Origin of the sequence: Mesorhizobium sp. M0802, assembly GCF_040320115.1 — a bacterium.
In the GTDB taxonomy this organism is placed as follows: domain Bacteria; phylum Pseudomonadota; class Alphaproteobacteria; order Rhizobiales; family Rhizobiaceae; genus Mesorhizobium.
The window spans coordinates 202,700-229,299 of sequence record NZ_JAMYOY010000002.1; the positions used below are offsets into that span (position 1 = coordinate 202,700).

Annotated in this window: 20 protein-coding genes; 10 read left to right on the plus strand and 10 right to left on the minus strand. The window is 64.3% G+C overall.

The genetic code is table 11. From position 1 onward, the window contains the following. Positions 1-178: 178 nt before the first annotated feature. Both NKI10_RS04225 and NKI10_RS04230 read right to left on the minus strand, forming a co-directional pair. Positions 179-1,987: an acyl-CoA dehydrogenase gene (locus tag NKI10_RS04225; protein ID WP_023681963.1), complete on the minus strand. Its 1,809-nt coding sequence runs from the start codon at positions 1,985-1,987 to the stop codon at positions 179-181. 274 nt (positions 1,988-2,261) lie between these two features. Next, the gene (locus NKI10_RS04230; protein WP_023669610.1) at positions 2,262-2,720 is read right to left on the minus strand and encodes a MerR family transcriptional regulator; all 459 of its coding nucleotides are present in this window, start codon (positions 2,718-2,720) and stop codon (positions 2,262-2,264) included. 478 nt (positions 2,721-3,198) lie between these two features. Between NKI10_RS04230 and NKI10_RS04235 the strand changes: the two genes are divergently transcribed. The 4 genes from NKI10_RS04235 to NKI10_RS04250 all read left to right on the plus strand — a co-directional run bounded on the left by NKI10_RS04235 (position 3,199) and on the right by NKI10_RS04250 (position 10,546). Further along, positions 3,199-7,206 carry a peptidoglycan-binding protein gene (locus tag NKI10_RS04235; protein WP_352858829.1) on the plus strand — a complete coding sequence of 1,336 codons (4,008 nt, stop codon included), beginning with the start codon at positions 3,199-3,201 and terminating at the stop codon, positions 7,204-7,206. Between the two features lie 192 nt (positions 7,207-7,398). Beyond that, positions 7,399-8,322: a sulfite exporter TauE/SafE family protein gene (locus NKI10_RS04240; RefSeq protein ID WP_352858831.1), complete on the plus strand. Its 924-nt coding sequence runs from the start codon at positions 7,399-7,401 to the stop codon at positions 8,320-8,322. Next, a complete protein-coding gene (locus NKI10_RS04245) occupies positions 8,322-9,113 on the plus strand; it encodes a TIGR02186 family protein (protein WP_352858833.1) in 792 nt (263 codons plus the stop codon). The genes NKI10_RS04240 and NKI10_RS04245 overlap by 1 nt, the downstream gene beginning before the upstream one ends. Before the next feature lie 176 nt (positions 9,114-9,289). Then, on the plus strand, positions 9,290-10,546 hold the full coding sequence (locus NKI10_RS04250; protein WP_352858835.1) for an Hsp70 family protein: 1,257 nt from the start codon (positions 9,290-9,292) through the stop codon (positions 10,544-10,546). Here NKI10_RS04250 and NKI10_RS04255 read toward each other — a convergent pair. Then, positions 10,539-11,447, minus strand: a complete 909-nt coding sequence (locus NKI10_RS04255) for a LysR substrate-binding domain-containing protein (RefSeq protein WP_023696707.1) — start codon at positions 11,445-11,447, stop codon at positions 10,539-10,541. The genes NKI10_RS04250 and NKI10_RS04255 overlap by 8 nt on opposite strands. Positions 11,448-11,725: 278 nt before the next feature. Between NKI10_RS04255 and NKI10_RS04260 the strand changes: the two genes are divergently transcribed. Genes NKI10_RS04260 through NKI10_RS04270 form a run of 3 tightly spaced genes read left to right on the plus strand, consistent with a single transcriptional unit; the run spans position 11,726 to position 16,323 of the window. Next, a complete protein-coding gene (locus NKI10_RS04260; RefSeq protein ID WP_352858836.1) occupies positions 11,726-14,656 on the plus strand; it encodes a molybdopterin oxidoreductase family protein in 2,931 nt (976 codons plus the stop codon). Then, positions 14,653-15,381 carry a 4Fe-4S dicluster domain-containing protein gene (locus NKI10_RS04265; RefSeq protein WP_352858838.1) on the plus strand — a complete coding sequence of 243 codons (729 nt, stop codon included), beginning with the start codon at positions 14,653-14,655 and terminating at the stop codon, positions 15,379-15,381. Before NKI10_RS04260 ends, NKI10_RS04265 begins: the two co-directional genes overlap by 4 nt. 3 nt (positions 15,382-15,384) lie before the next feature. Beyond that, a complete protein-coding gene (locus NKI10_RS04270) occupies positions 15,385-16,323 on the plus strand; it encodes a dimethyl sulfoxide reductase anchor subunit family protein (protein ID WP_023746687.1) in 939 nt (312 codons plus the stop codon). A 12-nt stretch (positions 16,324-16,335) separates the two neighbouring features. On the opposite strand, the gene NKI10_RS04275 is transcribed toward NKI10_RS04270, so the two are convergent. Then, positions 16,336-17,214, minus strand: coding sequence for a LysR substrate-binding domain-containing protein (locus NKI10_RS04275; RefSeq protein WP_023738197.1), 879 nt, complete (start codon positions 17,212-17,214; stop codon positions 16,336-16,338). A gap of 94 nt (positions 17,215-17,308) precedes the next feature. Here NKI10_RS04275 and NKI10_RS04280 point away from each other — a divergent pair, with 94 nt between their 5' ends. Continuing rightward, the gene (locus NKI10_RS04280) at positions 17,309-18,280 is read left to right on the plus strand and encodes a quinone oxidoreductase family protein (RefSeq protein WP_352510954.1); all 972 of its coding nucleotides are present in this window, start codon (positions 17,309-17,311) and stop codon (positions 18,278-18,280) included. Positions 18,281-18,284: 4 nt separating this feature from the next. Here NKI10_RS04280 and pdeM read toward each other — a convergent pair whose 3' ends face one another. Then, positions 18,285-19,001 carry a ligase-associated DNA damage response endonuclease PdeM gene (gene pdeM, locus NKI10_RS04285; RefSeq protein WP_023703455.1) on the minus strand — a complete coding sequence of 239 codons (717 nt, stop codon included), beginning with the start codon at positions 18,999-19,001 and terminating at the stop codon, positions 18,285-18,287. Then, positions 18,998-21,502 (minus strand): ligase-associated DNA damage response DEXH box helicase, encoded by a 2,505-nt coding sequence (locus NKI10_RS04290; protein ID WP_352859103.1) that lies wholly within the window; start codon positions 21,500-21,502, stop codon positions 18,998-19,000. Before NKI10_RS04290 ends, pdeM begins: the two co-directional genes overlap by 4 nt. Between NKI10_RS04290 and NKI10_RS04295 the strand changes: the two genes are divergently transcribed. Then, positions 21,410-21,604 carry a hypothetical protein gene (locus NKI10_RS04295; protein WP_245260071.1) on the plus strand — a complete coding sequence of 65 codons (195 nt, stop codon included), beginning with the start codon at positions 21,410-21,412 and terminating at the stop codon, positions 21,602-21,604. The two genes, NKI10_RS04290 and NKI10_RS04295, sit on opposite strands and share 93 nt — an antisense overlap. 143 nt (positions 21,605-21,747) lie before the next feature. Here the strand turns inward: NKI10_RS04295 and NKI10_RS04300 are convergent, their stop codons facing one another. The 3 genes from NKI10_RS04300 to NKI10_RS04310 form a co-directional block, all read right to left on the minus strand. Continuing rightward, entirely contained in the window at positions 21,748-22,608 is an 861-nt protein-coding gene (locus NKI10_RS04300) for a C40 family peptidase (RefSeq protein WP_352739585.1), read from the minus strand. 27 nt (positions 22,609-22,635) lie between these two features. Further along, complete coding sequence (locus NKI10_RS04305; protein WP_023699486.1) at positions 22,636-22,986, minus strand: MarR family winged helix-turn-helix transcriptional regulator; 351 nt, start codon at positions 22,984-22,986, stop codon at positions 22,636-22,638. 62 nt (positions 22,987-23,048) lie between these two features. Beyond that, entirely contained in the window at positions 23,049-24,410 is a 1,362-nt protein-coding gene (locus tag NKI10_RS04310; protein WP_352858842.1) for a leucyl aminopeptidase family protein, read from the minus strand. 237 nt (positions 24,411-24,647) lie between these two features. Here NKI10_RS04310 and NKI10_RS04315 point away from each other — a divergent pair, with 237 nt between their 5' ends. Beyond that, complete coding sequence (locus NKI10_RS04315) at positions 24,648-25,469, plus strand: tetratricopeptide repeat protein (RefSeq protein WP_352654230.1); 822 nt, start codon at positions 24,648-24,650, stop codon at positions 25,467-25,469. A 113-nt stretch (positions 25,470-25,582) separates the two neighbouring features. Here NKI10_RS04315 and NKI10_RS04320 read toward each other — a convergent pair whose 3' ends face one another. After that, the gene (locus tag NKI10_RS04320) at positions 25,583-26,599 is read right to left on the minus strand and encodes a type II secretion system F family protein (protein WP_023703460.1); all 1,017 of its coding nucleotides are present in this window, start codon (positions 26,597-26,599) and stop codon (positions 25,583-25,585) included. Position 26,600 lies beyond the last annotated feature (1 nt).

Genomic DNA, 26,600 nt, shown 5'->3' on the forward strand with positions numbered 1-26,600 from the left:
AGCGGTCGGGTGGGGTCGCCGATGACGTGCTCGACCTTATCTTCGGAATTGACGCGGGTTTGGGGCATTGCGATCATCTCCTACCAAAGCGCCAACCAGCCGGCGCACTGCACGCAAGGACCCCTCCCGGCCCTTCGGGCCACCCTCCCCTCAAGGGGGAGGGGGACGCCAGCCATTTCTAGAACGCTTCCGCAGGCAGCGCCATTAGCGTGTCCGCACCACTGGAAATGCGGGCGAGATGTGCCGATGTCTCGGGCATGATCCGCTCCATGAAGAAGCGCGCCGTCACCACCTTGTTGTCGTAGAAAGCCCCATTTTCGTGGACAGATTGGGAGCCATTGGCGCCGGTCTTGCCGAGCGCGGCCTTGGCCATCTGCGCCCACATGTAGCCGAGCGCCACAAGGCCAAAGAGATGCATGTAGTCGGTGGATGCGGCGCCGGCATTGTCGGGCTTGGCCATGCCGTTCTGCACCAGCCACATCGTCGCCGCCTGCAGATCGTTGAGGCCCTTCTTCAACGCCTTGGTGAACGGCGCCAGCTTCTCGTCGGCACGGTTCTCCTCGCAGAACTCGCCGACGTCCTTGAAGAAAGCCTGCACTGCGCGGCCGCCATTCAGGCCAAGCTTGCGGCCGACAAGGTCGAGCGCCTGGATGCCGTTGGCGCCTTCATAGATCATGGCGATGCGGGCATCGCGCACGAATTGGCTCATGCCGTGTTCTTCGATATAGCCGTGGCCGCCGAACACCTGCTGCGCCATGACGGCATGGTCGAAGCCCTTGTCGGTGAGCACGCCCTTGATCACCGGCGTCAGCAGGCCTGTATAGTCGTCGGCCGCCTGGCGATCCTTGTCGTCGGCGGAGCGGTGGGCGATGTCGGACTTGATCGCCGTCCACAGCGCCAGCGCGCGGCCGGCCTCGTTGAAGGCCTTCATGGTCATCAGCGAGCGGCGGATGTCGGGATGGACGATGATCGGATCGGCTTGTCTGTCCGGCGCCTTGGCGCCCGACAGCGAGCGGCCCTGCAGCCGGTCCTTGGCGTAGGAGACCGCGTTCTGGTAGGCGATCTCGGACAGCGACAGGCCCTGCAGGCCGACGCCGAGGCGGGCTTCGTTCATCATCGTGAACATCGCCTTCAGGCCGCCATTGGCCTCACCGAGCAGCGTGCCTTCGGCCTCGTCATAATTCATGACGCAAGTCGAATTGCCGTGGATGCCCATCTTCTCCTCGATCGACCCGCAGGAGAGCGTGTTCTTCTCGCCCGGATTGCCCGAGGCATCGAGCTTCAGCTTTGGCACGATGAACAGCGAGATCCCCTTCACGCCTGCCGGCGCACCTTCGATGCGGGCCAACACGAGATGGACGATGTTTTCCGACATGTCGTGCTCGCCGGCCGAGATGAAGATCTTCTGGCCTGAGATCTTGTAGGTGCCGTTGCCGTTCGGCACCGCCTTGGTGCGCAGCAGACCGAGATCGGTACCGCAATGCGGCTCGGTCAGGTTCATGGTACCGGTCCAGGACCCCTCGACCAGCTTCGGCAGCCATGTCGCCTTCTGCTCGTCGGTGCCGTGTGTGATGATCGCAGCGATAGCGCCTTGCGTCAGGCCGGGATACATCATCAGCGCCATGTTGGCCGAAACCATGTATTCGGCAACCGCGGTGTGCACGGCATAGGGCAGCCCCTGGCCGCCGAACTCGACGGGCGCCGCCAGTCCCATCCAGCCGCCTTCGCGATACTGGTCGTAGGCTTCCTTGAAGCCCTTCGGCGTCGTCACCGAGCCGTCCTCATGGCGCACGCAGCCTTCCATGTCACCGACGCGGTTCAGAGGATGCATAACGTTTTCGGCGAGCTTGGCGCCTTCGGCGAGGATCGCCTCGACAACGTCGGGCGTCGCGTCGGCAAATCCGGGAAGGTTGGAGTAGCGCTGATAACCCAGCACCTCGTTGAGCACGAACAGCGTGTCCTGGACCGGCGCCCTGTAGATCGGCATGTGTTTCCTCCACCATGCGGGTCTTGGCCGCGAGATCGAGCCCCGAAACATGAGGTTGGGGCGGCATGCGGGCCAATGTTGAAAGCGGGATAGCAAAAATTGACGTTTGCGTAAACGTCAATTTTGTCGCCGGGACAAAATTTACCTATGCCAGCCTATCGGCACGAGCGGTGCATGGCTTTGTGCAAAGCGAGGGGGGTCAAACAAAAAGAGCCGCGCGGGCGGCCGCGCGGCTCTTCCGTTCAAAGCTTTCGCCGGGAGCTGCGGAGCGAAATCAGCTGGCGGCGCTGGCCGGGGCCGAACGCTCGGACAGCATCTGGCGCACGGCCGACATCGAGCCGCTCAGCTCGTTGATGGCGTCGTCGATCAGCGCGCGCTGCTTTTGCAGGCGGGCTAGCTGCTTCTCCGACTTGTCGAGAGCCAGCCGCAATTGCTTGGTGTTGGATCCCGTGGGATCGTAGAGATCCATCATCTGCTTGACGTCGCGCAGCGAGAACCCGACCTTGCGGCCGAGGAGGATCAGCTTCAGCCGCGCCTTGTCGCGGCGCGTGTAGAGGCGCGTTGCCCCATCGCGTTTCGGATTGAGCAGGCCCTTGTCTTCATAGAAACGCAGCGTGCGCAGCGTCACGCCGTATTTCTTGGCCATCTCGCCGATGCGCACGAGCTCCTCACTGGCTTCGGCAGACATATTGTTGGTGTTGGCCGCGGCTTCGCCGGGCGAAACAAGTTTCATAGTCACTGGCTTTCCCCTGTCGTGGCATCGCGGTCTCGGACCTTGCAACGCCTGAGTGGAAGCGGGGGCATGCTTCCAGTCGTGGTTTCAACTAATTCATCGCAAAAGGCACGAACGGCGCCCCTCTTACGTTTACGTCAATTCTATAACGATAGCCGTCGCATGACGCAAGGGCGTTCTGGGATTGCGAAACCTTATGCCGCACCCCCGGCGCCGGGTCCGAACGGGCACCGCCTGTATTTCAGCAATGCCGTAACTTCTTAAGCTTGGTTAACACCTTGTTTACCACGATGGGTGAAATGTGCGGATGTCGGTCACCCGTGTTTATCCTGTAGCGAATTTTTCACGGTTTTTCGGAGAGCGGGCCTGGCCCGGGAAGCTCGTCTTCCGCCGCAGCAGTGCCGCGCGGCCGCCTTCGTTCCCGACAAGGACTTGGGAAACTGGCAGCAAGCCAGCCATTCTGAAAACGGACGCATCGATGAACAGCAAGCGGTCCTATCTCGATACACTCAACGCCGGCAGGCCGCGCAGGCCGAACACCACGCTTGATGAATTGAACCGCTCGCTGGAAACGCTGGAGCAGCGGCTGGAGCGCAAGCGCGAGGACGCCGCCGAGCGCTTCGATCCGCGCCGGCCGCCGGCAGAGCCGCGCTACGCAAGCGCCCAGCCCTACGCCCCGCCGCGCTGGTACGAGGACCCGCAGCCCACGCCGCGGCCGAAAGGCGCCGGGCCGGCCGGCTTCGACCAGAACTATCAGGCGATCGCGCGCGACATCGACCGCGTGCGCGGCCAGGAAGACAGCGTCGCCGTGGTCGGCAAGATCGCCGGCGAATTGCGCGGCCTGCGCGAGGAACTGCGCCATCAGATGACGGCCGGCCTGCAGCGCGAATTCGCCGCGTTGCGCAAGGACATCGAACGGGCCTTCCAGGCGAGCAACCAATCGGGTGGTCAGGCAGGCGGCTTGCCCGGCAAGGGCAGCGCCGAACTCGGCGTCGAATTCGAGCGGCTGTCCGGCGCCATCCAGACGCTGGCCGAGAAGAGCGACGACCGAAGCGTCAACATGCTGCGGCTCGAGCTCGAGCAGGTAAAGACGGCGCTCGACACATTGGCGCGCGAGGAAAGCGTGCTGAAGGTCGACCGCCGCTGGGACGATTTCGACCGCCGCTGGAGCGCGTTCGAGGACCGTGTCGACGCCGACCAGCGCAACCGCGCCGACGGCCCCGGATTTTCGGCCCTGACCGACCGGCTCGAACAGATCAGCAATGCCGTCCACAATCTGCCGGAATCGCTGTCGCTGCGCTCGATGGAAGAAAAGGTCCGCACGCTTGCCGGCGCCGTCGATCATTTCGTCAGCCAGCAGAGCAACCGCGGCGGCGACACGCTTGGCCTGATCGACGAACGGCTCGACGAGATTTCGCGCGCCATCGTCGCCTCGACCGTCGCCGCACAGGCCAATTCCTTCGACCCCGAACCTTTTGAACGCATCGAGAAGCGGATCGCCTCGCTGGCGCAGCAGATCGAGGAAGTCGTGCAGGTTCGTCCGAGCGGCGAGGTTCTCGACCGTCTCAGCACGCTGTCGAACAGGGTCGACGAGCTTGCCGGCCGCGCCAATCTGCCGGAACAGGCGATGGAGCGCCTCGGCAAGCAGATCGCGATGATCGCCGACAAGATCGACCGCGCCCCGGCCATGCCCGACGCCGACTATATCTTCCAGGGTCTGGAACAGCGCTTCGACGTGCTGTCGGGCATGATGGAACGTCGGCAGGGCGACGCCATCGAACAGGGCAACATGCTGTTTCGCGATCTCGAGCGGCGGCTGGACGAGGTTGCCGACCGGCTGGACCAGCGCCAGCCGCAGGCTGACAGCGCCGGCATCATGGACGCCATCGACGCACGCTTCACCGCGCTCGCTCAACGCATGGAGACGCGCATTCCCGATCCTGCCAACGAGGCGGCGATCCGCGGCCTGGAAAGCCGGCTCGAAGACATTTCAAGCCGGCTGGAATCGTCGGCCGCGCAGGTCGCCGGCATCGATCCGGCACTGATCCGCAGCCTTGAGGCGCAGGTCTCCAGCCTATCGGCGCATCTGTCGAAGCCCGGCACGCCGCTGCCGGAATTCGAGGACATCAGCCCGCGCCTCAACGAAATCGAGAAGTCGCTGGCTGGAACCCGCGAATCCATCATGGGCGCGGCACGGGAAGCGGCCGAGAGCGCCGTGCGCTCGCTGGCAGATTCCAACGCCAACACCGCGGCCGTTACCGGCCTTGCCCAGGATCTGAAGACGCTGGAAGCGCTGACGCGCCGTTCGGACGAGCGCAATTCACGGACATTCGAGGCTATCCACGACACGTTGCTCAAGATCGTCGATCGTCTGGGCTCGCTGGAGACCAGCGAACCGGCCGAGGCGGTGAGCGAGCTTCTGGATGCCCAGGCCGAGCCGGCGCGGCGGGCCCGCGCTGCACGCGCCTCCAAGATTTCGGTGCAGGACGCGCCGTCGATGGATATCGACCAGCCGCTGCCGCTGACCGGAGACATGGCCGACCTGGACGGCCGCGCCGCCGCCATCATGCGCAGCGAGCCGGATATGCGCAGCGACCCGGGTACGCGTAGCGACCTGGGTACGCGTAGCGACCCGGTCATGGGCAGCGAACCAGTGCGGCGCTCGCCAGCCGAGGCTGCCGCGGCCGCTGCCCAGGCAGCGCTCGGTTCCGACAGGATTGCCGAGAAAGGCGAAGGCACGGCCAAGAAGTCGCTGTTCGGTGGATTGGCGCGCGCCTTCAGGGGCAAGAAGCCGGCTGACATGCCGCCGCTTGCCGGCTCGGGGCCTAATGTCGACATGCCGAGCGTCGATCTCGACGAGCCGCTCGATCCGAAGCTCGCCAACCGACCGTTGGAGCCGGGCTCCGGCGCGCCCGACCTCAACGCCATCATGAAGCGCGTGCGCGACGAGCGCGGCCCGCCGGTGCGCCAAAACTCCGGCGATGCGTCGAAATCCGACTTCATTGCCGCGGCCAGGCGCGCGGCGCAGGCCGCGGCCGCCGAGGCCGACGCGTTGAAACGCCAGTCTACCATGAAGGGCCCGGTCAAGGCGCTTCGTATCGGCGACCTGCTCAAGGCGCGGCGCAAGCCGATCCTGATGGGAGCGGTCGCGATCATGCTGGCGCTTGCCGGCCTCCAGTTGGGCAAGGCCTTCTTCGCCGACCCGGTCGAGGTCGCAAGCAACGATACAGCGCCGATCGTCGCCTCGCAGCCGGTCGAGACTGCCTCGGTCAACGCTGCCAGCCAACCCAAGGCAGATGCGCAGGTGACCATGCAGGACGCGCCGGCCCGGATCGTCAGGCAGGCGGAGCCCTCAGAGCCAGCAGGCGGCAACGATGCGCCAATGAATGCGGCCTCGGTCGCCGGGCCCGAAGTGCCGGCGGTGGAGCCCGCGCCAGCGCCGATGGCTCTGGCCGATCCGGCCCCCGCGCCAAATGCAATGCTGCCGACCACCGCCACTGCGGGACCGGCGGCTGCCGACGCGCAGCCTGCGGCCGCCGTCATGGCGCCCTCGGCCTCGGATACGACGGCCTCGGATACTACCGGCGCCGTTCCGCCGGCTGATGCCGCGGTACCAGCTGTCGTGGCCAAGATAGACGTTCCGGCCGATGCAGGCCCGCAAGCCTTGCGCGACGCGGCTGCCGGCGGTGACGCCAAGGCGCTGTTCGAGCTCGGTTCGCGCTATGCTGAATCGCGCGGCGTCAAGGAAGACATGGCGGCAGCGGCCAAATGGTACGAAAAGTCGGCCGAGCTCGGCTTCGCACCGGCGGAATACCGCATCGGCAATTTCTACGAGAAGGGCATCGGCGTCACGCGCGACGTCAAGAAGGCAAAGACCTTCTACCAGCTCGCCGCCGCGCAGGGTAATGCCAGCGCCATGCACAACCTGGCCGTTCTGTTTGCCATGGCCGCCGACGGCGTGACCGACAATGAATCGGCCGCGCACTGGTTTCAGGCGGCGGCCGATGTCGGCGTCAAGGACAGCCAGTTCAATCTCGGCATCCTGGCGGCAAAGGGCGTCGGCATGAAGCAGAGCCTGGAGGAATCCTACAAATGGTTCGCGCTCGTCGCCAAGACCGGCGACAAGGATGCGGCTGCCAAGCGCGACGAAGTCGCCACTGCGCTGCGCCCCGAACAGCTGGAGCGGGCCCGCGCCGCCACGGAACTGTGGAAGCCGAAGCCGCTCGACCCGGCGTCCAACTCGGCCGATATTCCTGAATCCTGGCAGGAAGGCACGCCGCAGACCACCGCCAGCGTCGACATGAAGAAGGCGGTCAAGAACATCCAGCTCATCCTCAACAAGAACGGCTACGATGCCGGCGGCGCCGATGGCGTGATGGGCGGCAAGACCAAGACCGCAATCATGGCTTTCCAGACCGACAACAAGATGCAGGCGACCGGCGAAATCGACGAAAAGCTGGTGAAGGCGCTGCTGGCGCACAAATAACGGCAGATGCGTCGCTAACGCGACGCCCTGCCATACATTTGCCTGTTAACTGCTTGAGATGTTTTTTGTTTCGGTAGGGCGGCGGGGTCTGATCCCACTGCCCCGGCGGTGCAAGAAAGAATTGGCTTTTCGGTGCGACAATGCCCTGGAATGGCTGCAATCGCCGACAGGCAAACTGATCGAGACTGACGGGTGGGCATCTATCTCCCGATCGCGGAAATTTCCGTCAACGTCTTCGTGCTGCTGGCAATGGGCGCGGCGGTGGGTTTCCTGTCGGGCATGTTCGGGGTCGGTGGCGGCTTTCTGATCACGCCGCTCTTGATCTTCTACAACATCCCGCCGGCAATCGCCGTTGCTACCGGCGCCAACCAGGTTATCGCCTCCTCTTTCTCCGGCGCGCTGTCGCACATGAAGCGCGGCACGCTCGACTTCAAGCTCGGCGGGGTGCTGCTGGCCGGCGGCATCGTCGGCTCGACCGGCGGTATCTTTGTCTTTGCCTTCCTGCGTCGGCTCGGCCAGCTCGATTTGTTTATCTCACTGCTTTACGTCGTGCTGCTTGGCACCGTCGGCGGGCTGATGCTGGTCGAGAGCGTCAATGCGCTGCGCGCGACGCGCAGCGGTGTGGCGCCGGTCTTGAAGAAATCCGGCCAGCACAACTGGATCCACCGGCTGCCGCTGAAGATGCGCTTCAGGGCCTCGAAGCTGTTCGTCAGCGTCATTCCGGTGCTGGGGCTCGGCGCCGGCATCGGCTTCCTGTCGTCGATCATGGGTGTCGGCGGCGGCTTCATCATGGTGCCGGCGCTGATCTATCTCTTGAAAGTGCCGACCAACGTCGTCATCGGCACCTCGCTGTTCCAGATCATTTTCACCTCGGCCTACACCACGCTTGTCCACGCCACCACCAACCAGACGGTCGACGTCATGCTTGCCTTCCTGCTGATGGCGGGCGGCGTTGCCGGCGCGCAATATGGCGCCAAGGCAGGACAGAAGCTGCGCGGCGAACAGCTCAGGGCACTGCTGGCGCTGCTGGTGCTGGCGGTCGCGATCCGGCTTGCCATCGATCTCTTCGTCACGCCGCCAAACCTCTATTCGCTGACCGCCGCGGGCCTGAACTGATGCCGCGGTGGGGGATTTTTTCGGCCACCGCTTTGCTTTTCGCCCTCGCTCTGCCGGCGGCAGCGCAATCGCCGAACCCCTTGCCGGAAGGCATCCAGATCGGTCTCTCCACGGACGCCGTATCGATCACCGCCGGCTTTTCCGGCGCCGACCTGACCATTTTCGGTTCGCTGGAAAACCCCGACCCGCTGGTCGCGCGGCAGGGGCGCTATGACGTCATCGTCGTGCTCGAAGGGCCGCCGCGGCCGGTTGTGGTGCGCCGCAAGGACCGGGTGCTCGGCGTCTGGGTCAACCTGGAATCGGAGACCTTCGAGAACGTGCCGGTCTCCTACTCCGTCGCCACGACACGGCCGCTGCAGGACATCACCGAACCCAACAGCTACAAGCAGCTGTCGCTCGGCGCCTCCAACCTTTACATGCAACCGGCCGACGTAACCGACAGTCCGGCGACGATCGAGGAATTCACCGTGGCGCTGCGCGAGCGCAAGGCGGCGACCGGCCTCTACAGCGAGAATGTCGGCGGCGTGCAGTTCCTGTCGCAGAACCTGTTTCGCGCCACGGTGCGGCTGGCGCCCAACGTCCCGGTTGGAACCCATAAAGCCCGCGCGTTCCTGTTCAAGAGCGGTCTGTTCCTCAAGGAAAGCTCGGCCCAGCTCGAAATCCGCAAATCGGGCTTCGAACAGTCGATCTTCCGCGTCGCGCATGATTACTCGTTTCTCTACGGCGTCTTCTCCGTGTCGCTGGCCATGATCACCGGCTGGCTGGGCAGGCTGATTTTCCGCAGGGATTGACGCGCAGGACCCATTTCCGGGGAAAAGGGGTTCCCCTTTTCTCAGTCTTGCGATAGACCGCCGCCTCCCAACCCTCGGGTAACACGCACAATCATTCGGCAGAACGGTCAGGCCTCTGGACGGCGCGCGTCTTGCGGACGCCTGCCACAGCGACGACCCAATGACAGGAGGCTGCAATGCACCAGGCAGTTGGCGGCATCGATTTCGGCACGTCCAATTCTACGGTGGGCGTGATCCGCAATGGCCAGGCACGGCTGGTGGCGCTGGAAGGTGAACAGCCGACATTGCCAAGCGCGGTTTTCTTCAACTTCGAGGACGGTCACACCTATTTCGGCCGCCGCGCCATTGCCGACTACACCGATGCCATCGAAGGCCGGCTGATGCGGTCGCTGAAGAGCGTGCTCGGCAGTTCGCTGGCGCATGAGAAGACGCGGATCAAGGCCCGGCAGATCGGTTTCATCGACATTGTCGGCATGTTCGTCGGCCATTTGAAGAAGCGGCTTGAGGAAGATGCCGGCGCTCCGGTGGAGAACGTTGTGCTCGGCCGGCCGGTGCAATTTGTCGACGACGATGTGGAAGCCGATGCCAAGGCGCAAAGCGAGCTTGAAAAGGCGGCGCGCGCACAAGGTTTCAAGCACATCGCCTTCCAGTTCGAACCGATTGCGGCAGCACTCGACTATGAGCAGGACGTGAAGCGCGAGGAACTGGCGTTGATCGTCGACATGGGCGGCGGCACGTCCGACTTCTCGATCGTGCGGGTTTCGCCGCAACGCGCCCGCTCACGCGACCGCAAGGACGATATCCTGGCCAATCGCGGCATCCATATTGGGGGCACCGATTTCGACCGGCTGCTCAGCATTGACCATGTCATGCCCAAGCTCGGCTACCTGACGCCGACAAAAGACGGCAAGCGCAACCTGCCGGCGAGCTATTTCATCGATCTCGCGACGTGGCAGCGCATAAACCTCGTCTACACCGCCAAGGCGATGACGCATCTGAGGCAAATCCGCTTCGAGGCCGTCCGCGCCGACCTTGTCGACCGCTTCATCCATATTGTCGAGCACCGTTACGGCCATGCGCTGGCCGGCCTCGTCGAACGAGCCAAGATCGCGCTGACGGATCAGGCTTCGGCCGATGTAACGGTGGCGCTGCCCGGCGCGCATTTCGCCGCCGAGATCTCGCGAACCGGCCTGGAAGAGACCATCGCCGCCGACATCGAGCGGGTATCCGCTACGGTGCGGCAGACGATTGCCGATGCTGGCGTGAAAGCGTCCGACATCACCGCCGTGTTCCTCACCGGCGGCTCGACCGCCATCCCGCTGGCACGGCGCGAAATCCTGTCGCTGGTGCCGCAAGCCGCCGTTATCGAGGGCGACATGTTCGGTTCGGTCGGCCTTGGCCTGGCGCTGGATGCACAGCGGAAGTTTAGCTAGAGCTCACGATGCGGTTCCCGCCCTCAGCGCCGAGATGCGCCTTGAGCGCCATCTGGGCCAGGCTTGCCTGGCGGTCACGATGGGTGATCATGGCGAAGTCGCGCTTCGGCAGTTCGAGCGGCACCGACCGGAGACTGCCCTCGGCGACGGCGCGTCCGACGACGAGGTCCGAGATGATGGTGGCGCCGGCGCCGGCCTCGACCGCCTGGCGAACCGCCTCGTTGCTCGGCAGCACCAGAAATATCTGCAGGTCGCCAAGCGATATCCCCTCGCGGCGGGCCAGGTCCTCCAGCACCTCGCGCGTGCCCGAACCACCCTCACGGATGATCCAGCGCAACCCTCTGATATCCGGGCGGCCCGGCGCGATCTCGGCGATTTCGGGATGCGAGGCGGCGACGACCAGCATCAACCTGTCGACGTCGACCTTGGTGCGGCGGAGGATGTCTGACTCGGTGCGCCCCTCGACCAGACCGAGATCGGCGGTGCCATCGAGCACGTTGGCCTCGACCTGCCTGGTGTTGCCGATGCTGACGCTCAAGCGCACCGCCGGGTAGGCCTCGTGGAAAGAGGCCAGCCGGCGCGGCAGCCAGTAGCTGGCAATGGTCAGGCTGGCGGCGATGGACAGACTGCCGGCGACCGTCTGCGAGACATGCTCCAGCACATTTCGGGCGGCGGCGGCGCGTTCCAGCACCGCCTTGGCCTCGGGCAGGAAACGGTGGCCGGTCTGAGCCAGCTCGATGTTGCGGCCGACACGGTTGAACAGATGAACGCCATGCTGCTCTTCGAGCGCGCGGATGGCGGCCGACGCCGCCGACTGGGAGATGCCCAAAAGCTCTGCCGCCTTGGTCATATGGCCGCGTTCGGCAACGGCAACGAAAATGCGCAACTGGTCCAGCGTCATGTGTGCATTAAGAACCAATTCCGATCGAATTTACAAGAACAACTGATTAGACGGATCGATAGCTTTATTCTACTTTTTCAGTCGAAGTTAGAAAAAATTCGCCAACAAATCGCGGCCAACAAAATGATCGGGCGGTTCAGATCCCTTTTTGCGCATTGGACCCGTGGCCTCAGGCGGCGGCTGGCCGGCGATCGATATCATCCTGAAGAACACTATATGCGTGGCCCCGGACCGAAGACGCGGGCCAAATTCGCAGGTAGCAAAAGCACACCGGCATCATGAACCCAGCTGCGCCGCGCGGAGCCAATTCCGCACCGTCGCAACGGCCGCTTGGCGATACACGCGCGCCTGATGAAGGCGACGGCGTCGACACCTCGCCCGCTATCTCCGACAGCATCGCCAAGACCACCTGTTATATGTGCGCCTGCCGGTGCGGCATCGACGTCCACATCAAGGACGGCAAGGTGCGCTACATCAACGGCAACAAGGACCATCCGGTTAACCGCGGCGTGATCTGCGGCAAGGGCAGCTCCGGCATCATGCAGCACTACAGCCCGGCGCGGCTGAAGAAGCCGCTGTTGCGCAGCGGCCTGCGCGGCTCGGGCGAATTCCGCGAGATCGAGTGGGAGGAAGCGTTTTCGATTGCGACCGGGCGGCTATCGAATATCCGCCGGGCCGATCCGAAAAAGCTCGCCTTCTTCACCGGGCGCGACCAGTCGCAGTCGCTGACCGGCTGGTGGGCGAGCCAGTTCGGCACGCCGAACTCCGCCGCCCATGGCGGCTTCTGCTCGGTCAACATGGCGGCCGGCGGGCTCTACACGATCGGCGGCTCGTTCTGGGAGTTCGGCGAGCCGGACTGGGACAATACGAAATACTTCATGCTGTTCGGCGTCGCCGAGGACCATGATTCCAACCCGATCAAGATCGGCTTGGGTAAACTCAAGGCGCGCGGCGCCAAGGTGGTGTCGATCAACCCCTGCCGCACCGGCTACAACGCCATTGCCGACGACTGGATCGGGATCCGGCCCGGCACCGACGGCCTCTTCGTCTTCGCCCTAATCCATGAACTGCTGAAGGCAGGCCGCATCGATCTCGATTATCTGCTCCGCTACACCAACGCCCATGTGCTGGTCATCCAGGAGCCGGGCGCGGTCGATGACGGGCTATTCCTGCGCGACAGCGACAACAATCTTCTCGCGTGGGACAGAGTGGCGAAGACAACCGTCAACGCAGCCGATGCCGATGCGAAGCCGGCGCTGACCGGCAGCTTCACGTTCGCCGGTCGCCGCTGCGTGCCGGTGTTCCAGCTTATCGCCGACCGTTACATGGACTACAGCTACGCACCCGATGTGGTCGCGGCACGATGCGGCATTCCGGCCGACACCATCCGGCGGATCGCTGCCGAACTCGCCCACGTCGCCTTCGAACAGACGATCGAACTGCCGGTTGCGTGGACCGACTGGGCCGGACGGCGGCACGAGACGATCAAGGGACGGCCGGTGTCGATGCATGCCATGCGCGGCATCTCGGCCCACTCCAACGGCTTTCACTCCTGCCGTGCCATCCACCTGCTGCAGGTGCTGCTCGGCACGGTGGACGTGCCCGGCGGCTTCCGTTTCAAGCCCCCCTACCCGCGCTCGGCGCCCCCGGGACCGAAGCCGGCCGGCAAGGTGGTCAGGCCGATGACGCCGCTCGACGGCATGCCGCTCGGCTTCGTCTGCGGGCCGGACGATCTCCTGGTCGACGAGGCCGGCACGCCTTTGCGCATCGACAAGGCTTATTCCTGGGATGCGCCGCTCGCCGCGCATGGGCTGATGCATACGGTCATCCGCAATGCGTGGGCCGGTGACCCATACCCAATCGACACGCTGATGATGTACATGTCGAACATGGCGTGGAATTCCTCGATGAACACCGTCGAGACCATTGCCATGCTCACCGACCATGACGAAGCGGGTAACTACAAGATCCCCTTCATCATCTATTCCGACGCCTATTATTCCGAGACGGTGCCGTTCGCCGACCTGGTGCTGCCCGACACCACCTATCTCGAACGTCACGACTGCATCAGCCTGCTCGACCGGCCGATCAGCCATGCCGACGGGCCGGGCGACGCGATCCGCCATCCGGTGGTCGAACCGCACCGAGATGTCAGGCCGTTCCAATCGGTGCTGATCGAACTTGGCGCTCGGCTTGGCCTGCCCGGCTTCGTCGAGGACGATGGCTCGGCCAGATATGCCGACTATGCCGACTACATCGTCAATCACGAACGCACGCCGGGCATCGGCCCGCTGGCCGGCTGGCGCGGCAAGGACGGCACTTCCGTCGGCAAGGGCGAAGTCAATCCCGACCAGTTGCAGCGCTACATCGGCAATGGCGGCTTCTGGCACCAGGATTTTGCTGAGGACCAGCGCTATTACAAGATGGCCAACCGCTCCTATCTCGACTTCGCAGAGCAGATGGGGTTCATCCCCAAGGCCGAGCCGATCGTGTTCCAGCTCTATTGCGAACCGATGCAGCGCTTTCGCCTCGCCGCGCGCGGTCATGGTCGCGTCCAGCCGCCCGAGAGCGAACGCCGGCGCATCGAGACCTATATGGATCCGCTGCCGTTCTGGTTTACCCCGTTCGAAGAGGCCGCCGTCGATCCGCATAAATACCCGCTGCATGCGCTGACGCAGCGGCCTATGCACATGTATCATTCCTGGGGCTCGCAGAATGCGTGGCTGCGGCAAATCACCAGTCAGAACCGCCTGTTCGTGCACCACAAGACCGCGGCAGATCTCAGTCTTGTCGACGACGACTGGGTGTGGATCGAAGGCATCAACGGTAGGGTTAAGGGGCAGATCAAGCTGGTCGACGGCGTCAATGCGGATACGGTCTGGACCTGGAACGCCATCGGCAAAAGGCGCGGCGCCTGGGGTCTGAAGGACAACGCTGCCGAGAGCAATCGCGGCTTCCTGCTCAACCATATTATCGGCGACCAGACATCGGCTGACGCGAACGGCAAACGCTATTCGAATTCCGATCCGGTGACCGGTCAGGCGGCGTGGTTCGACCTCAGGGTGCGCATCGTCAAATGCTCTGATGAGGAAGCCGGCTTCACCGAACCGCAATTCGAGCGTTTCAGCCAGCCGCCAAATGTCGAGCCTTCGCCCGACATCCTTCGCTTCGGCGCCGAGTTCCGCGTCCATAGGGAAGCCGTGGAATGACCTGCCTTCCCGCCCATACAGACAAGAAGCTTGGCCTGGTCATCGACCTCGACACCTGCGTCGGCTGCCAGGCCTGCGTCACCGCCTGCAAGGAGTGGAACACCGGCGGCCACATGGCGCCACTGACCGACATCGACCCCTATGGCGGCCATGTCGACGGCGTCTGGTTCAACCGCGTGCACAGCTATGAGCACACGACCGAGGCGGGCGGGCGCACGGTCAACTTTCCGCGCTCCTGCCTGCATTGCGAGACGCCTGCCTGCGTCACTGTCTGCCCGACCGGCGCGTCCTACAAGCGGGCGTCGGACGGCATCGTGCTGATCGACGAAAGCAAATGCATCGGCTGCAAACTGTGCAGTTGGGCCTGCCCCTATGGCGCGCGCGAATTCGATACCGACGTCGGCGTGATGAAGAAATGCACGCTGTGCGTCGACCGTATCTACAACGACAATCTGGCCGAGGAAGACCGCGTGCCGGCCTGCGTTGCCGCCTGCCCGACCAGCGCCCGGCATTTCGGCGACCTCGGCGATCCCACCTCGGCGGTATCGCAACTGGTGGCGGAGCGTGGCGGCGTCGACCTGATGCCGGAGATGGGTTACAAGCCGACCAACAAATATCTGCCGCCGCGCGCCCAGCGCGCCGCATCGGTGCCGGCGCCAAGGCTCGAGCCAGTCACGGTCGAAGGCGGTTTTCTTGGCTGGATCGACCGCATGCTTTCGAACTGACCAATGCATCCAGCCTTTTCCGTCGTTTTCTTCACCACTGCTACAGGAGCGGGCTACGGACTGCTGGCGCTGCTCGGCGTGCTTGGCGGACTGGGTTTTATCCCGGCCCATTTCTGGCTCGGCCTTATCGGCATGGGGCTGGCGCTTGGCCTGATTGCCGCCGGCCTTTTGTCGTCCACCGGCCATCTCGGCCGGCCCGAACGCGCCTGGCGCGCCTTTTCGCAATGGCGTAGCTCCTGGCTGTCACGCGAGGGTGTATCGTCGGTCGCAACCTTCATTCCCGCCGGGCTGTTCGGTATCGGCTGGGTGTTTTTTGGCCGCACCGGAGGCTGGATGGCCATCGCCGGGTTTCTCGCAACTATCGGCGCAATCGTCACCGTCTGCACCACCGGCATGATCTATGCCTCGCTGAAGCCGATCGCGCAGTGGCATAGCCCGTATACGCTGCCGGGCTATCTCATCTTTTCGGCGATGACCGGCAGCGTGCTGTTGAACGCGCTGCTGCAGGCTTTCGCCATCAGCCCGACCGCCGTTGCGGTAGCCGCCCTGCTGCTGACCTTGCTCGGCTGGGGCTGGAAGCTGGCGACGTGGCGATACAATGACGCGCTGGAGATCGCGACCACCGCCAACACGGCGACAGGGCTCACTGGCGGCACAGTGCGCTCGCTGGAATGGCCGCACACCGAGGAGAACTACCTGCTCAAGGAAATGGGTTTTCGGATCGCGCGCAAACATGGCGCAAAGCTGCGGCTGATCACGCAGTTGCTGGCTTTCGCCTTGCCTGCCCTGCTGCTGCTTTCTGTCTTATTCGCTTTGCCCTGGCCATTCGCAGCGGTGCTGTCGGTGCTTGCGGCAATCGTCCAGTTCGCCGGCATGCTGGTCGAGCGCTGGCTGTTCTTCGCCGAGGCCAAGCACACCGTCACCCTCTATTACGGCCGGTAGAGCGTCCCGCCGTCAGGCGGCCCGTGCTCGTGGCGCCGCCGGCAAATCCTTAAGCAGGATTTCGATCGCGGCATCGATTACAGCTGTCCTGCGGTCGTGCGCGTAAAGGCCGTATTGGACCGTGAGCGGCTCGGGCAGGCCGGCTGACGTCTTCAGCACCCGCATCGAAGCGGTACGCACGGATTCGGGCGGAAGCAGCCCGACGCCCAGCCCGTTCTCGATCGCCGCCTGCAGGCCGGTGACGCTCTGGCACGACAGGACGATCCTATACTGCCGGCCGGCGGCGACCAGCGCCTCGATCATACGCCTGCGCCAAGGGCAGGTTGCGCCGAAGGCGGCGAGATCGAGTGGCCGGTCATGGTCCAGCACATAGTCCTGGGCGCAGACCCACTGCAGTTCGACGTTCCATGTCGTCACTGCATCGGCCGCGACGACGGATGTCGGGGCAATCATGACATCCAGCGCATCCTCGCTCCACAGCCGTCCCAGCGCGACGCTGTGCTCGACCATCGCGTCGAGGCTGATGTCGGGATATGTGCGATGCAGCCGCCCAAGCGCGGCCGAAAGCGCGGCCGTGGTGACCTCTTCGGCAAGACCAATACGCACGCCGCCGCCAATGCCAGCCTGCTGCAGACGCGCCACCGCTTCATCGCCGAGAGCGAGGATGCGGGTCGCGTATCCCAGAAAGAGCTCTCCCTCCGCAGTTGGTACGACACCGCGGCCGGTGCGCTGGAACAGATGCCGTTGGAGCAGGCCCTCCAGCCGGCGCATCTGCATGCTCAGCGCCGATTGGGTCTTGCCGGTCTGCGCGGCGACCCTGCTCAGGCTACCTTGCCGGCAGACCGCGACATAGGTGCGGAGAAGGTCGAGGCCGATCTGTTCAGATATCATCTTGTTTGAACTCTGATGTCATCGGTATCAGTCTACAATGATATCCCGCCACGCGCTATCTCACACTCAAGAGAACAGCGCAGGGAAGAAAACCATGAAAGCGATCCGTGTTCACCGCCATGGCGGGCCAGATGTGCTCGCCTACGAAGATGTCGACATCGGCCAGCCCGGACCGGGCGAGGTGCGCGTGCGCAACCGGGCGGTCGGCCTCAACTTCGTCGACATCTATTTTCGCACCGGCGAATACGCGCCGCCCGCTCTGCCATTCATTCCCGGCAATGAAGGCGCCGGCGAAATCGTCGCCGTCGGTGAAGGCGTCAGCGGCTTCGCGCCTGGCGACCGAGTCGCCTATGTCGAGACGCTCGGCGCCTATGCCGAAGAACGCATCGTGCCGGCGCATTTCGTCGTGCATCTGCCCGACGCCATCGATTTCGAGACGGGTGCGGCGATGATGCTGAAAGGGCTGACGGCGCAATATCTGCTGCGCCGCACGTTTCGCGTCGAGGCGGGCCATACCATCCTGGTGCATGCCGCGGCGGGCGGCGTCGGCCTCATCCTGACGCAATGGGCCAAACATCTCGGCGCGACCGTCACCGGCACGGTCGGTTCACCCGAAAAGGCCGAACTTGCGCGCGCCAATGGCTGCGACCATGTCATCGAATACAGCAAAGAGAATTTCGCCGCACGGGTGAAAGAGGTCACCAACGGCGAAGGCTGCCACGTCGTCTATGACGGCGTCGGCAACGCGACCTTCCCGGGCTCGCTCGACTGCCTGCGGCCGTTCGGCACCTTCGTCAGCTACGGCACGGCATCGGGATCGATCCCACCCTTCGATATCATGCTGTTGATGCAGAAAGGATCGCTGTTCGCCACTTGGCAGTTGCTGTTCCATCATCTCGCCAGGCGTGAGGACGTCGTCGCCATGAGCGAGGATCTGTTCAGCGTCGTCCTCAGCGGCGCAGTGAAAATCCCGGTGCACACAAGCATGCCGCTTGCCGAAGTGGCGGAGGCGCATCGCCGGCTCGAAGCACGGCAGACGACAGGCGCAACCGTGCTTATACCGTAGAAACTCAGCCCGGCCGCAGCATCGAACCGGAAATGGCGAAGATGCGCGCGGCGCCCATCATATAAGCTATCAACGTCTCGCGGCGGAACAGGCCGGCATAGGCGCGGTCGAGCACGTTGAGCGAGCCGGTATAAGCGCCGAAGGCCGGCATGATCATGCGGCCGCCATCGCCGGCAAAGCAGCGCCGCCGCACCGAGCGGCCCTGCTGGACGATGCGGGCGCAAGGGTGAAGATGGCCGGCAACTTCGCCCTCGGTTCTTATCTTCGACGGCTCGTGGCGGAACAGCAGCGAGCCGATGGCGAGTTCGCGCACCGTCTCGCCGGGCAAATCCGCCGGCGCTTCCGGGTCATGGTTGCCGGCGACCCAGAACCAGTCGCGGCCGGCCATCAATGCTTCCAGCCGATCGCGGAAGGTTTGATGCATGCGCTCGGCGCCGCCGCCGTCGTGGAAGGAGTCGCCCAGGCTGATGACGATGGCCGGCTGGTAGTCCGCGATTACCGCCTGCAGCCGGAGCAGAGTGGCGCCGGTATCGTAGGGCGGGATCAGTGCGCCGCGCCTGGCGAAGGACGAGCCTTTTTCCAGATGCAGGTCGGAGACCGCGAGCAGCCTCAGATCGGGGAAATAGAGCACGCCGCGCGAATCACAGATCGCGCGCTCGCCCGCGATGCCGACAAAGTCGGCCTCGGCGATCAGCGATGCCCGCGCCAGCGAAAAATTCATTCCTCAACCATCCCAGGACCCATGGCTTCCTCGACCAAAGTCGCGGCATCCATCAGCAGCGTTTCGTCGGCCTCGCCGTTCACCGGCATCTTGCCGATTTCGAGCATGATCGGCACGGCCAGCGGCGATATCTGTTCGAGTGCCTTATGCACGATTCGACCCTGGATACGCGAGAGCATGTCGGCAAGTCTGCTGACATCGAGCAGACCGGTCGCCGCGTCGGCGCGCGTCGCCTGCAGCAGGATGTGGTCGGGCTCATGGCTGCGCAGCACGTCATAGATCAGATCGGTCGAGACGGTGACCTGGCGGCCGCTTTTCTCCTGGCCGGGGTGACGTTTCTCGATCAGGCCTGAAATCAGCGCGCAGTTGCGGAAGGTGCGCTTGAGCAGCCAGCTGTCGGCCAGCCAAGCCTCGAGGTCGTCGCCCAGCATGTCCTGGTCGAACAGAGCGCCAAGCGAAGGTTTCCGCGATTTGAACATCGCGCCCATATCGCCCAGCGACCAGATGGCCAATGCGTAGTCGGTGGCGACGAAGCCAAGCGGCCTGGCGCCGGCCCTGTCCAGCCGGCGGGTGAGCAGCATGCCGAGCGTCTGGTGCGCCAGCCTGCCCTCGAAAGGATAAGCGACGAGATAGTGACGGTTGCCGCGCGGAAAGGTCTCGATCAAGAGGTCGTCGCGTTTGGGCAATACCGATTTGTTGGCCTGGAACCGCAGCCAGTCCGATACCTGCTCCGGCAGCTTCCCCCAGCGCTGCGGGTCGTCCAGCATGGCGCGCACCTGCTCGGCGAGGTAAGTCGAAAGCGGAAATTTGCCGCCGCCATAGTAAGGCACCTTGGCGTCGCTTCCCGGCGCATTCGAGACGAAGCATTCGTTCTCGCGGATGCCTTCGAAGCGCAGCACTTTGCCGGCAAACATGAAGGTGTCGCCATGCGTCAGCGTTTCGAGGAAGGCCTCCTCGATCTTGCCCAGAGCCCGGCCGCCGTGCGAAGCCGAGCCTTTGCTGCCGGCCTTGACGTAACGCACATTGAGCGCCGGCACCTCGATGATGGTGCCGACGTTCAGCCGGTATTGCTGCGCGACGCGGGGATTGGAGACCCGCCACATGCCGTCCTTGTTGAGGCGGATGCGGGCGTAGCGCTCGTAGTTCTTCAGTGCGTAGCCGCCGGTGGCGACGAAATCAATGACGCGGTCGAATGTCGGCCGGTCGAGGCTGGCATAGGGCGCTGCTGTCAGCACTTCCTCATAGAGATCGTCGGCGCGAAACGGCGCTCCGCAGGCGCAGCCCAGCACATGCTGGGCCAGCACATCGAGCCCGCCATTGACCAGCGGCGGCGTATCCTGGGCGCCCAGATAGTTGGCGTCCAGCGCTGCCCGGCACTCCAGCACCTCGAAACGATTGGCCGGGATCAGGATCGCCTTCGACGGCTCGTCCATGCGGTGATTGGCGCGGCCGATGCGCTGCGCCAGCCGGCTGGCGCCCTTGGGCGCGCCGACATGGACGACCAGATCGACATCGCCCCAATCGATGCCAAGGTCGAGCGTCGAGGTGGCGACGATGGCACGGAGCGCGTTTTCCCCCATCGCCTTCTCGACGCGTCGGCGCTGGGCGACATCGAGCGAGCCGTGATGCAGCGCGATCGGCAAGGTATCCTCGTTGACCCGCCACAATTCCTGAAACAGCAGCTCGGCCTGGCTGCGGGTGTTGACGAACAGCAGGGTGGTCCTATGGCGCTTGATCTCGCGGTAGATTTCCGGCGTCGCATACCGCGCCGAATGGCCGGCCCATGGCACGCGCTCTTCCGAATCGAGGATCGAGATTTCGGGCTTCGCGCCGCCGGTTACGACGATGAGCTCAGACATATCGGGACTTGCCAGGCCTTTGGGCGGATTCTGGCTCACCAGCCAGCGCCGCAACTCGTCGGGCTCGGCCACCGTTGCCGACAGACCGATCGTCTGCAGGCCGGGCACGATGCTGCGCAGCCGCGCCAGCCCGAGCGCCAGCAGATGGCCGCGTTTCGATGTCACCAGCGAATGCAACTCGTCGAGCACGACATAGCGCAGATCCTCGAAGAATCGCCCGGCATCGCCGGCCGCAATCAGCAGCGCCAATTGCTCGGGCGTGGTGAGCAGGATATCGGGCGGCGCCAGCTTCTGGCGCTGTCGCTTGTGGGAAGGCGTGTCGCCGGTGCGCGTCTCGATCGTGACGGGCAGGCCGATCTCCTCCACCGGCTTGCCGAGGTTGCGCTCGATGTCGACGGCCAGCGCCTTCAGCGGCGAGATGTAGAGCGTATGGATGCCGCGCCGTGCCATACCGGCTTTGCGTCTGGGGCGGTTGGCCAGTTCGGTCAACGATGGCAAGAAGCCGGCCAGCGTCTTGCCGGCGCCGGTCGGTGCGATCAAGAGCACCGATTGCCCGGCTTGAGCCTTCGCCAGCAGCTCGATCTGGTGAGCGCGCGGCGACCAGCCTTTTTCGCCAAACCATCTGATGAATGGCTCGGGCAGAAGGACGGCGGCATTCTGTTTGGCAAGGCGCGGCTGCTCGGTCACGCGAAAGAGGTAGCGCGACGGCGCGCGATCGCCAAGGAAAATCGGAACAAAAGGTGATCGGCCGAGCTATCCCTCGCCGCGTTTACGGGGAGAGGGATGCCGGCCGGCAAGTGAGGCGCAGCGCGACCTTTCAGTCGCTGGCGTCGCCCCTCATCCGCCCCTTCGGGCACCTTTCCCCGTGAACGGGCGAGGAAGAGGCGCTAGGGCCGCCGAAACCCAGTCGGCCCGCCATACAGATACCCAATCCGATCAACCGCATCCTTCAGCCCTTCGCGCGAGACCAGCATGGTGTGGCCGTTGGCGTGGATCATTGTCTCGGCGTCCGTCATGATCGCGACATGGCCCTTCCAGAACACCAGGTCGCCGCGTTTCAGTCCGGCATAATCGAATCCCGGATCGAGCGGCTCGCCGAGGCCTGCCGCTTGCATGTCGGAATCACGCAGCACATTGCGGCCGGCCATGCGCATGGCCAGTTGCACAAGGCCCGAACAGTCGATGCCGAAGCCGGAGGTGCCGCCCCAGAGATAGGGCGTGCCGATAAACATCTCGGCGACCGAGACATAGTCGGCGGCGATGTCACTGACCGGGCAAATATGGCCGGCGATCAGCGCCTCGCCGGAGGGCAACAGCGCATAGTGCGTGCCGCGCGTTTCGGCGGCACCGGTTACCGTCACCGTCGAGCCCATCGACAATTGGCCGCTGATCGGGAAGCGCAGATCCGGGCCAGGATAGAGGAAGGTGCGCGGCGCCGTGACGATGTGGGTTGGCGCATGCTCGGGTGCGCCCAGCATGGTGGCGCCGACGTAGCCGACATAGCCGTCACGTTCGGCCTGGACCCAGGCCCATCCCTCGGCTTCCTCGAAGACAAGCACATCGTCGCCGAACAGAATTTGCGTGTTGACGCCGGCATCCGGGCGCGGTGCCTTGCGCACGTCAGCCACGGAGGCTGTGATCCGGGCCGGACGGCCGGTGACGAAGCGATCGGCCGACACCTCCCCTTTCAGCCTGGCATCGGCGAGGTCGGAACGGAAGGCGTGGAGGCGGGCGTCCCTGGCAGTCAAATCGGTACTCGTCTAGTTCTGGATTGATCAGATGGGCAGTTCATGAGCCTTGGCAACGATACCATCCCCGAAGCGCTCGACAAAGAGCGCGCCTTCGACCGTGCGCCGGATCAGCACATTGCGCTTGTCGAGCTCGTCGCGATGGCGCGACACCAGTTTCAGCGCACCCATAGTGTCGAGCGCGCGGGTGATAACCGGCTTGGTGACATTGAGGCGGGCGGCTAGACCGCGCACCGTGTGCGGCGGCGGGTCGAGATAGATGGTGAACAGGATCGCCGTCTGGCGCATGGTGAGATCTGGCGCGCCGGCGCGCACCTGCGACAGCATCACCTGCTGCCACAGCCGCATCGCCTGGCTCGGACGCATCGAAATCGACATCGCCCGAGCATGACGGCAAATTGTTTCGGTTCCGTTTCAGTTTTGGTGGCCGTCCCAGGGCGTCAGGCATAGCGCCTCGAAATGACCCGCTCCAGTGCACGGATGCCTTGCGCCTCTCCGCCGGCGGGTCCGTAGGGGCGATCGGACGGGTTCCAGGCGAAGATGTCGAAGTGCGCCCAGCCCGTTGTCCGTTCGACAAAGCGCTTGAGGAAAAGCGCCGCGGTGACCGAACCGGCGAAGCCGTCGGTGGTGACGTTGTTGATGTCGGCGATCTTCGACGCCAGCCTGGCGTCATAGGGCCGCCACAACGGCATGCGCCACAACGGATCCTCGACGGCCATGGAGGCCGCAGCCAGTTCGGACGCCAGCACTTCGTCGCCAGTGTAGAAAGGCGGCAGATCGGGGCCGAGCGCGACACGCGCTGCCCCGGTCAGCGTCGCCATGTCGATCAGCAGTTCCGGCTCCTCGTCATCGGCCAGCGCCAGCGCATCGGCCAGCACCAGCCGCCCTTCGGCGTCGGTGTTGCCGATCTCGACGGTGAGGCCCTTGCGGCTGGTCAGTACATCTCCAGGCCGAAAGGCGTTGCCGGCAATCGAATTCTCGACCGCCGGGATCAGGACACGCAGCCGCACCTTCAGCCCGGCAGCCATGATCATCGAGGCCAGGCCCAGCACATTGGCGGCGCCGCCCATATCCTTCTTCATCAAGAGCATGCCCGACGAAGGCTTGATGTCGAGGCCGCCAGTGTCGAAACAGACACCCTTGCCGACCAGCGTCACCTTCGGCGCGCCTTCGGGTCCCCAGACCATGTCGATCAGGCGCGGCGCGCCGACCGAGGCGCGGCCGACCGCATGGATCATCGGGAAATTCTGCTTCAGGAGATCATCGCCCTTGATCACCGACACCTCGGCCTTGTGAGTGGCCGCCAGGGTCCGAACCGCCTTCTCCAACTCGTCCGGTCCCATGTCGCTGGTCGGCGTGTTGACCAGGTCGCGCGCCAGGAAGACGCCGTCGGCGATGCCCCGGACACGTCCTGGATCTACGCCGAGCGGCAGCGCGAAACGCAGCGCCTTGCCTGATTTCTTGCCGTAGCGAGTGAAGACGTAACCACCGAGCACCAAGCCTATGACCGCGAGTTCCGGCTCGGCTGGAGCGGCGGCAAAATGCCAGTCGCCTTCCGGCAAGGCTCTCGCCAGCATGCCGACGGCCAGCGCGCCCTCGCCGTCACCGACGCCAAACAAGGCGCCAGCAAGGGAACCGTTGTCGCCCGGGACGGCGAGCGTCCTGCCGGCTTCGCCGGAAAAGCCGTTGGCGGCCGCCCATGCGATCGTGGAAGGCGAAAGCCCCAAGGCCTCCAGTCCATCCCTCGCGACCAGATGGATCGGCAAGGCAGTGTTTAGTGTCTCGACGAGTTCGACGGGCATTCGATGGTCTCCGGGAGGCTTGCAGATCGTCCTCAGTCAAGTGACAGGGACGTCGAATGATTTCAACATCTATGCACAGAGCCGGGCATGGGATGTGCCAGGTCAGTGGCTTCCGGCGGGCCGTTCACCGATCCGACGGCTCGCTTTTTAACTGTCCGTTAGGGTTAACAGAATATTTCTGCAGGGATGAAGATGGCCACGTGAATGGCCACGCCCAGAATGGAGAGCCCCGTGCCGATGCCCACCAGCCGAAGGATGAACGTCACGGGCAAACGGTTGGTCACCACAGCGCTGCTGATGGCGCTGGCGGCCGGTGCTGCGGGGTGCGGAACCAGCAAGCTCACGACCGGCTCGATCGGGCGCACCAGCGGCAAACCGCTGGAAACCATGTCGGCCAGCGAGTTGCACGGGGCGACCGGGCGGCTCGGCGAATCCTACGCAAAGAACCCCAACGACAAGCGGCTGGCGACAAATTTTGCGGCGGCGCTCCAGATGGACGGCGATGCCGACCAGTCGCTTGCCGTGATGCGCAAGCTGGCGATCGCCTACCCCAAGGATCGCGACGTGCTTGCCGCCTACGGCAAGGCGCTGGCCGCCAACGGCCAGTTCGAGCCGGCGCTCGACGCCGTGCGCCGGGCGCAGACGCCGGAATATCCGGACTGGCGGCTGATGTCGGCCGAGGCCGCCATTCTCGACCAGCTTGGCCAGAAGGATGAAGCGCGCCAGAACTACCGCAAGGCGCTGGACCTCAAGCCGAACGAACCCTCGATCCTTTCCAATCTCGGCATGTCCTATGTGCTGGAAGGCGATCTGCGCACCGCCGAGACCTATATGCGCTCGGCAGCCCAGCAACCGAATGCCGACAGCCGGGTGCGCCAGAACCTTGCGCTGGTCGTGGGACTGCAGGGCCGCTTCGACGAGGCCGAGAAGATCGCCTCGCAAGAGCTTTCGCCCGAACAGGCGCAAGCCAATGTGGCCTATCTTCGCCAGATGCTTGCCCAGCAGAACGCCTGGAGCCAGCTCAAGGATCAGGACAAGGCACAGGCGGCGACCAACTGAGCGCCGCATGGGCGCCTGCTCCCGCACAGCGCAAATCCGTCCACATATCAAAGCTGAAAACAAGAGCCGCACTGCATTGGCAGTGCGGCTCGTTTGTATGGCTGCAACGAGGCCTACTGGCTTGAGGAATTGTGCTGGTCGCCGAAGATGCCGCGCTGGCTGACCTGAATGCCGGCTGGGCCCAGAATGATGGCGAACAAAACCGGCAGGAAGAACAGGATCATCGGCACGGTAAGCTTCGGCGGCAGGGCGGCGGCCTTCTTCTCGGCTGCATTCATGCGCATGTCGCGGCTTTCCGCGGCCAGCACGCGCAATGCGTGCGCCACGGGTGTGCCGTAGCGTTCCGCCTGGACCAGTGCCTGGGACACTGACTTCACCGATTCCAGGCCGGTACGAGCCGACAGGTTTTCATAAGCCTGCTTGCGTTCCTGCAGATAAGAGAGTTCGGCATTGGTCAGCACGAATTCCTCCGCCAGCGCCACCGATTGCGAACCGATCTCCTCGGAGACCTTGCGCAAGGCAGCCTCGACCGACATGCCCGACTCGACGCAGATCAGCATCAGGTCGAGCGCATCCGGCCACGCCGCCTGGATCGACTGCTTGCGCTTGGCGGCACGATTGTTGACGTAAAGGATAGGCGCATAGAAGCCGGCGTAGGCGACGAGAATGCAGACGAACAGTTTCGCGAAGGCCGGCCGGTCAGGCAGTCCGCCGAGCACGAACAGATAGATCGCTGCCAGCGCGAAACCCACAAACGGCAGGATCAGGCGGAAAAACAGGAAGCGCGTCAGCGGGTTTTGGCCACGAAAGCCCGCCACCTTGAGCTTCTGCAACGTGCCTTCATCGGCCAACGCACGCCGCAGGTCGAGCCTGTCGACGATGTTGCGCATGCCGATCGACTGCTCTTCGCGCAGCCCCTTGCGGCGGCGATCGGCTTCGTTGGCAAGCCGCGAGCGCTGCTTGGCGCGCAATTCGTCACGCTCCAGCGCCACCGATTTCATGCGCGCCTTGAGCTGATTGCCGCCAAGCGCCGGCAGCAACGTGAAGACGGTCGCGAACACCGCAACGCCGACCAGCAATGCGATCAGGAAGGCAGGATCGGTCAGCGATTTTACGACTTGGTCGGTCATC

What these genes read in the sequence shown, in the direction of transcription:
- NKI10_RS04250 (WP_352858835.1), top strand. Translation starts at nt 9,290, where the DNA reads ATGCACCAGGCAGTTGGCGGCATCGATTTCGGCACGTCCAATTCTACG.
- NKI10_RS04275 (WP_023738197.1), bottom strand. Translation starts at nt 17,214, where the DNA reads ATGATATCTGAACAGATCGGCCTCGACCTTCTCCGCACCTATGTCGCG.
- NKI10_RS04255 (WP_023696707.1), bottom strand. Translation starts at nt 11,447, where the DNA reads ATGACGCTGGACCAGTTGCGCATTTTCGTTGCCGTTGCCGAACGCGGC.
- NKI10_RS04280 (WP_352510954.1), top strand. Translation starts at nt 17,309, where the DNA reads ATGAAAGCGATCCGTGTTCACCGCCATGGCGGGCCAGATGTGCTCGCC.
- NKI10_RS04305 (WP_023699486.1), bottom strand. Translation starts at nt 22,986, where the DNA reads ATGTCGATTTCGATGCGTCCGAGCCAGGCGATGCGGCTGTGGCAGCAG.
- pdeM (WP_023703455.1), bottom strand. Translation starts at nt 19,001, where the DNA reads ATGAATTTTTCGCTGGCGCGGGCATCGCTGATCGCCGAGGCCGACTTT.
- NKI10_RS04310 (WP_352858842.1), bottom strand. Translation starts at nt 24,410, where the DNA reads ATGCCCGTCGAACTCGTCGAGACACTAAACACTGCCTTGCCGATCCAT.
- NKI10_RS04245 (WP_352858833.1), top strand. Translation starts at nt 8,322, where the DNA reads ATGCCGCGGTGGGGGATTTTTTCGGCCACCGCTTTGCTTTTCGCCCTC.
- NKI10_RS04270 (WP_023746687.1), top strand. Translation starts at nt 15,385, where the DNA reads ATGCATCCAGCCTTTTCCGTCGTTTTCTTCACCACTGCTACAGGAGCG.
- NKI10_RS04230 (WP_023669610.1), bottom strand. Translation starts at nt 2,720, where the DNA reads ATGAAACTTGTTTCGCCCGGCGAAGCCGCGGCCAACACCAACAATATG.
- NKI10_RS04320 (WP_023703460.1), bottom strand. Translation starts at nt 26,599, where the DNA reads ATGACCGACCAAGTCGTAAAATCGCTGACCGATCCTGCCTTCCTGATC.
- NKI10_RS04225 (WP_023681963.1), bottom strand. Translation starts at nt 1,987, where the DNA reads ATGCCGATCTACAGGGCGCCGGTCCAGGACACGCTGTTCGTGCTCAAC.
- NKI10_RS04265 (WP_352858838.1), top strand. Translation starts at nt 14,653, where the DNA reads ATGACCTGCCTTCCCGCCCATACAGACAAGAAGCTTGGCCTGGTCATC.
- NKI10_RS04260 (WP_352858836.1), top strand. Translation starts at nt 11,726, where the DNA reads ATGAACCCAGCTGCGCCGCGCGGAGCCAATTCCGCACCGTCGCAACGG.
- NKI10_RS04235 (WP_352858829.1), top strand. Translation starts at nt 3,199, where the DNA reads ATGAACAGCAAGCGGTCCTATCTCGATACACTCAACGCCGGCAGGCCG.
- NKI10_RS04315 (WP_352654230.1), top strand. Translation starts at nt 24,648, where the DNA reads ATGCCCACCAGCCGAAGGATGAACGTCACGGGCAAACGGTTGGTCACC.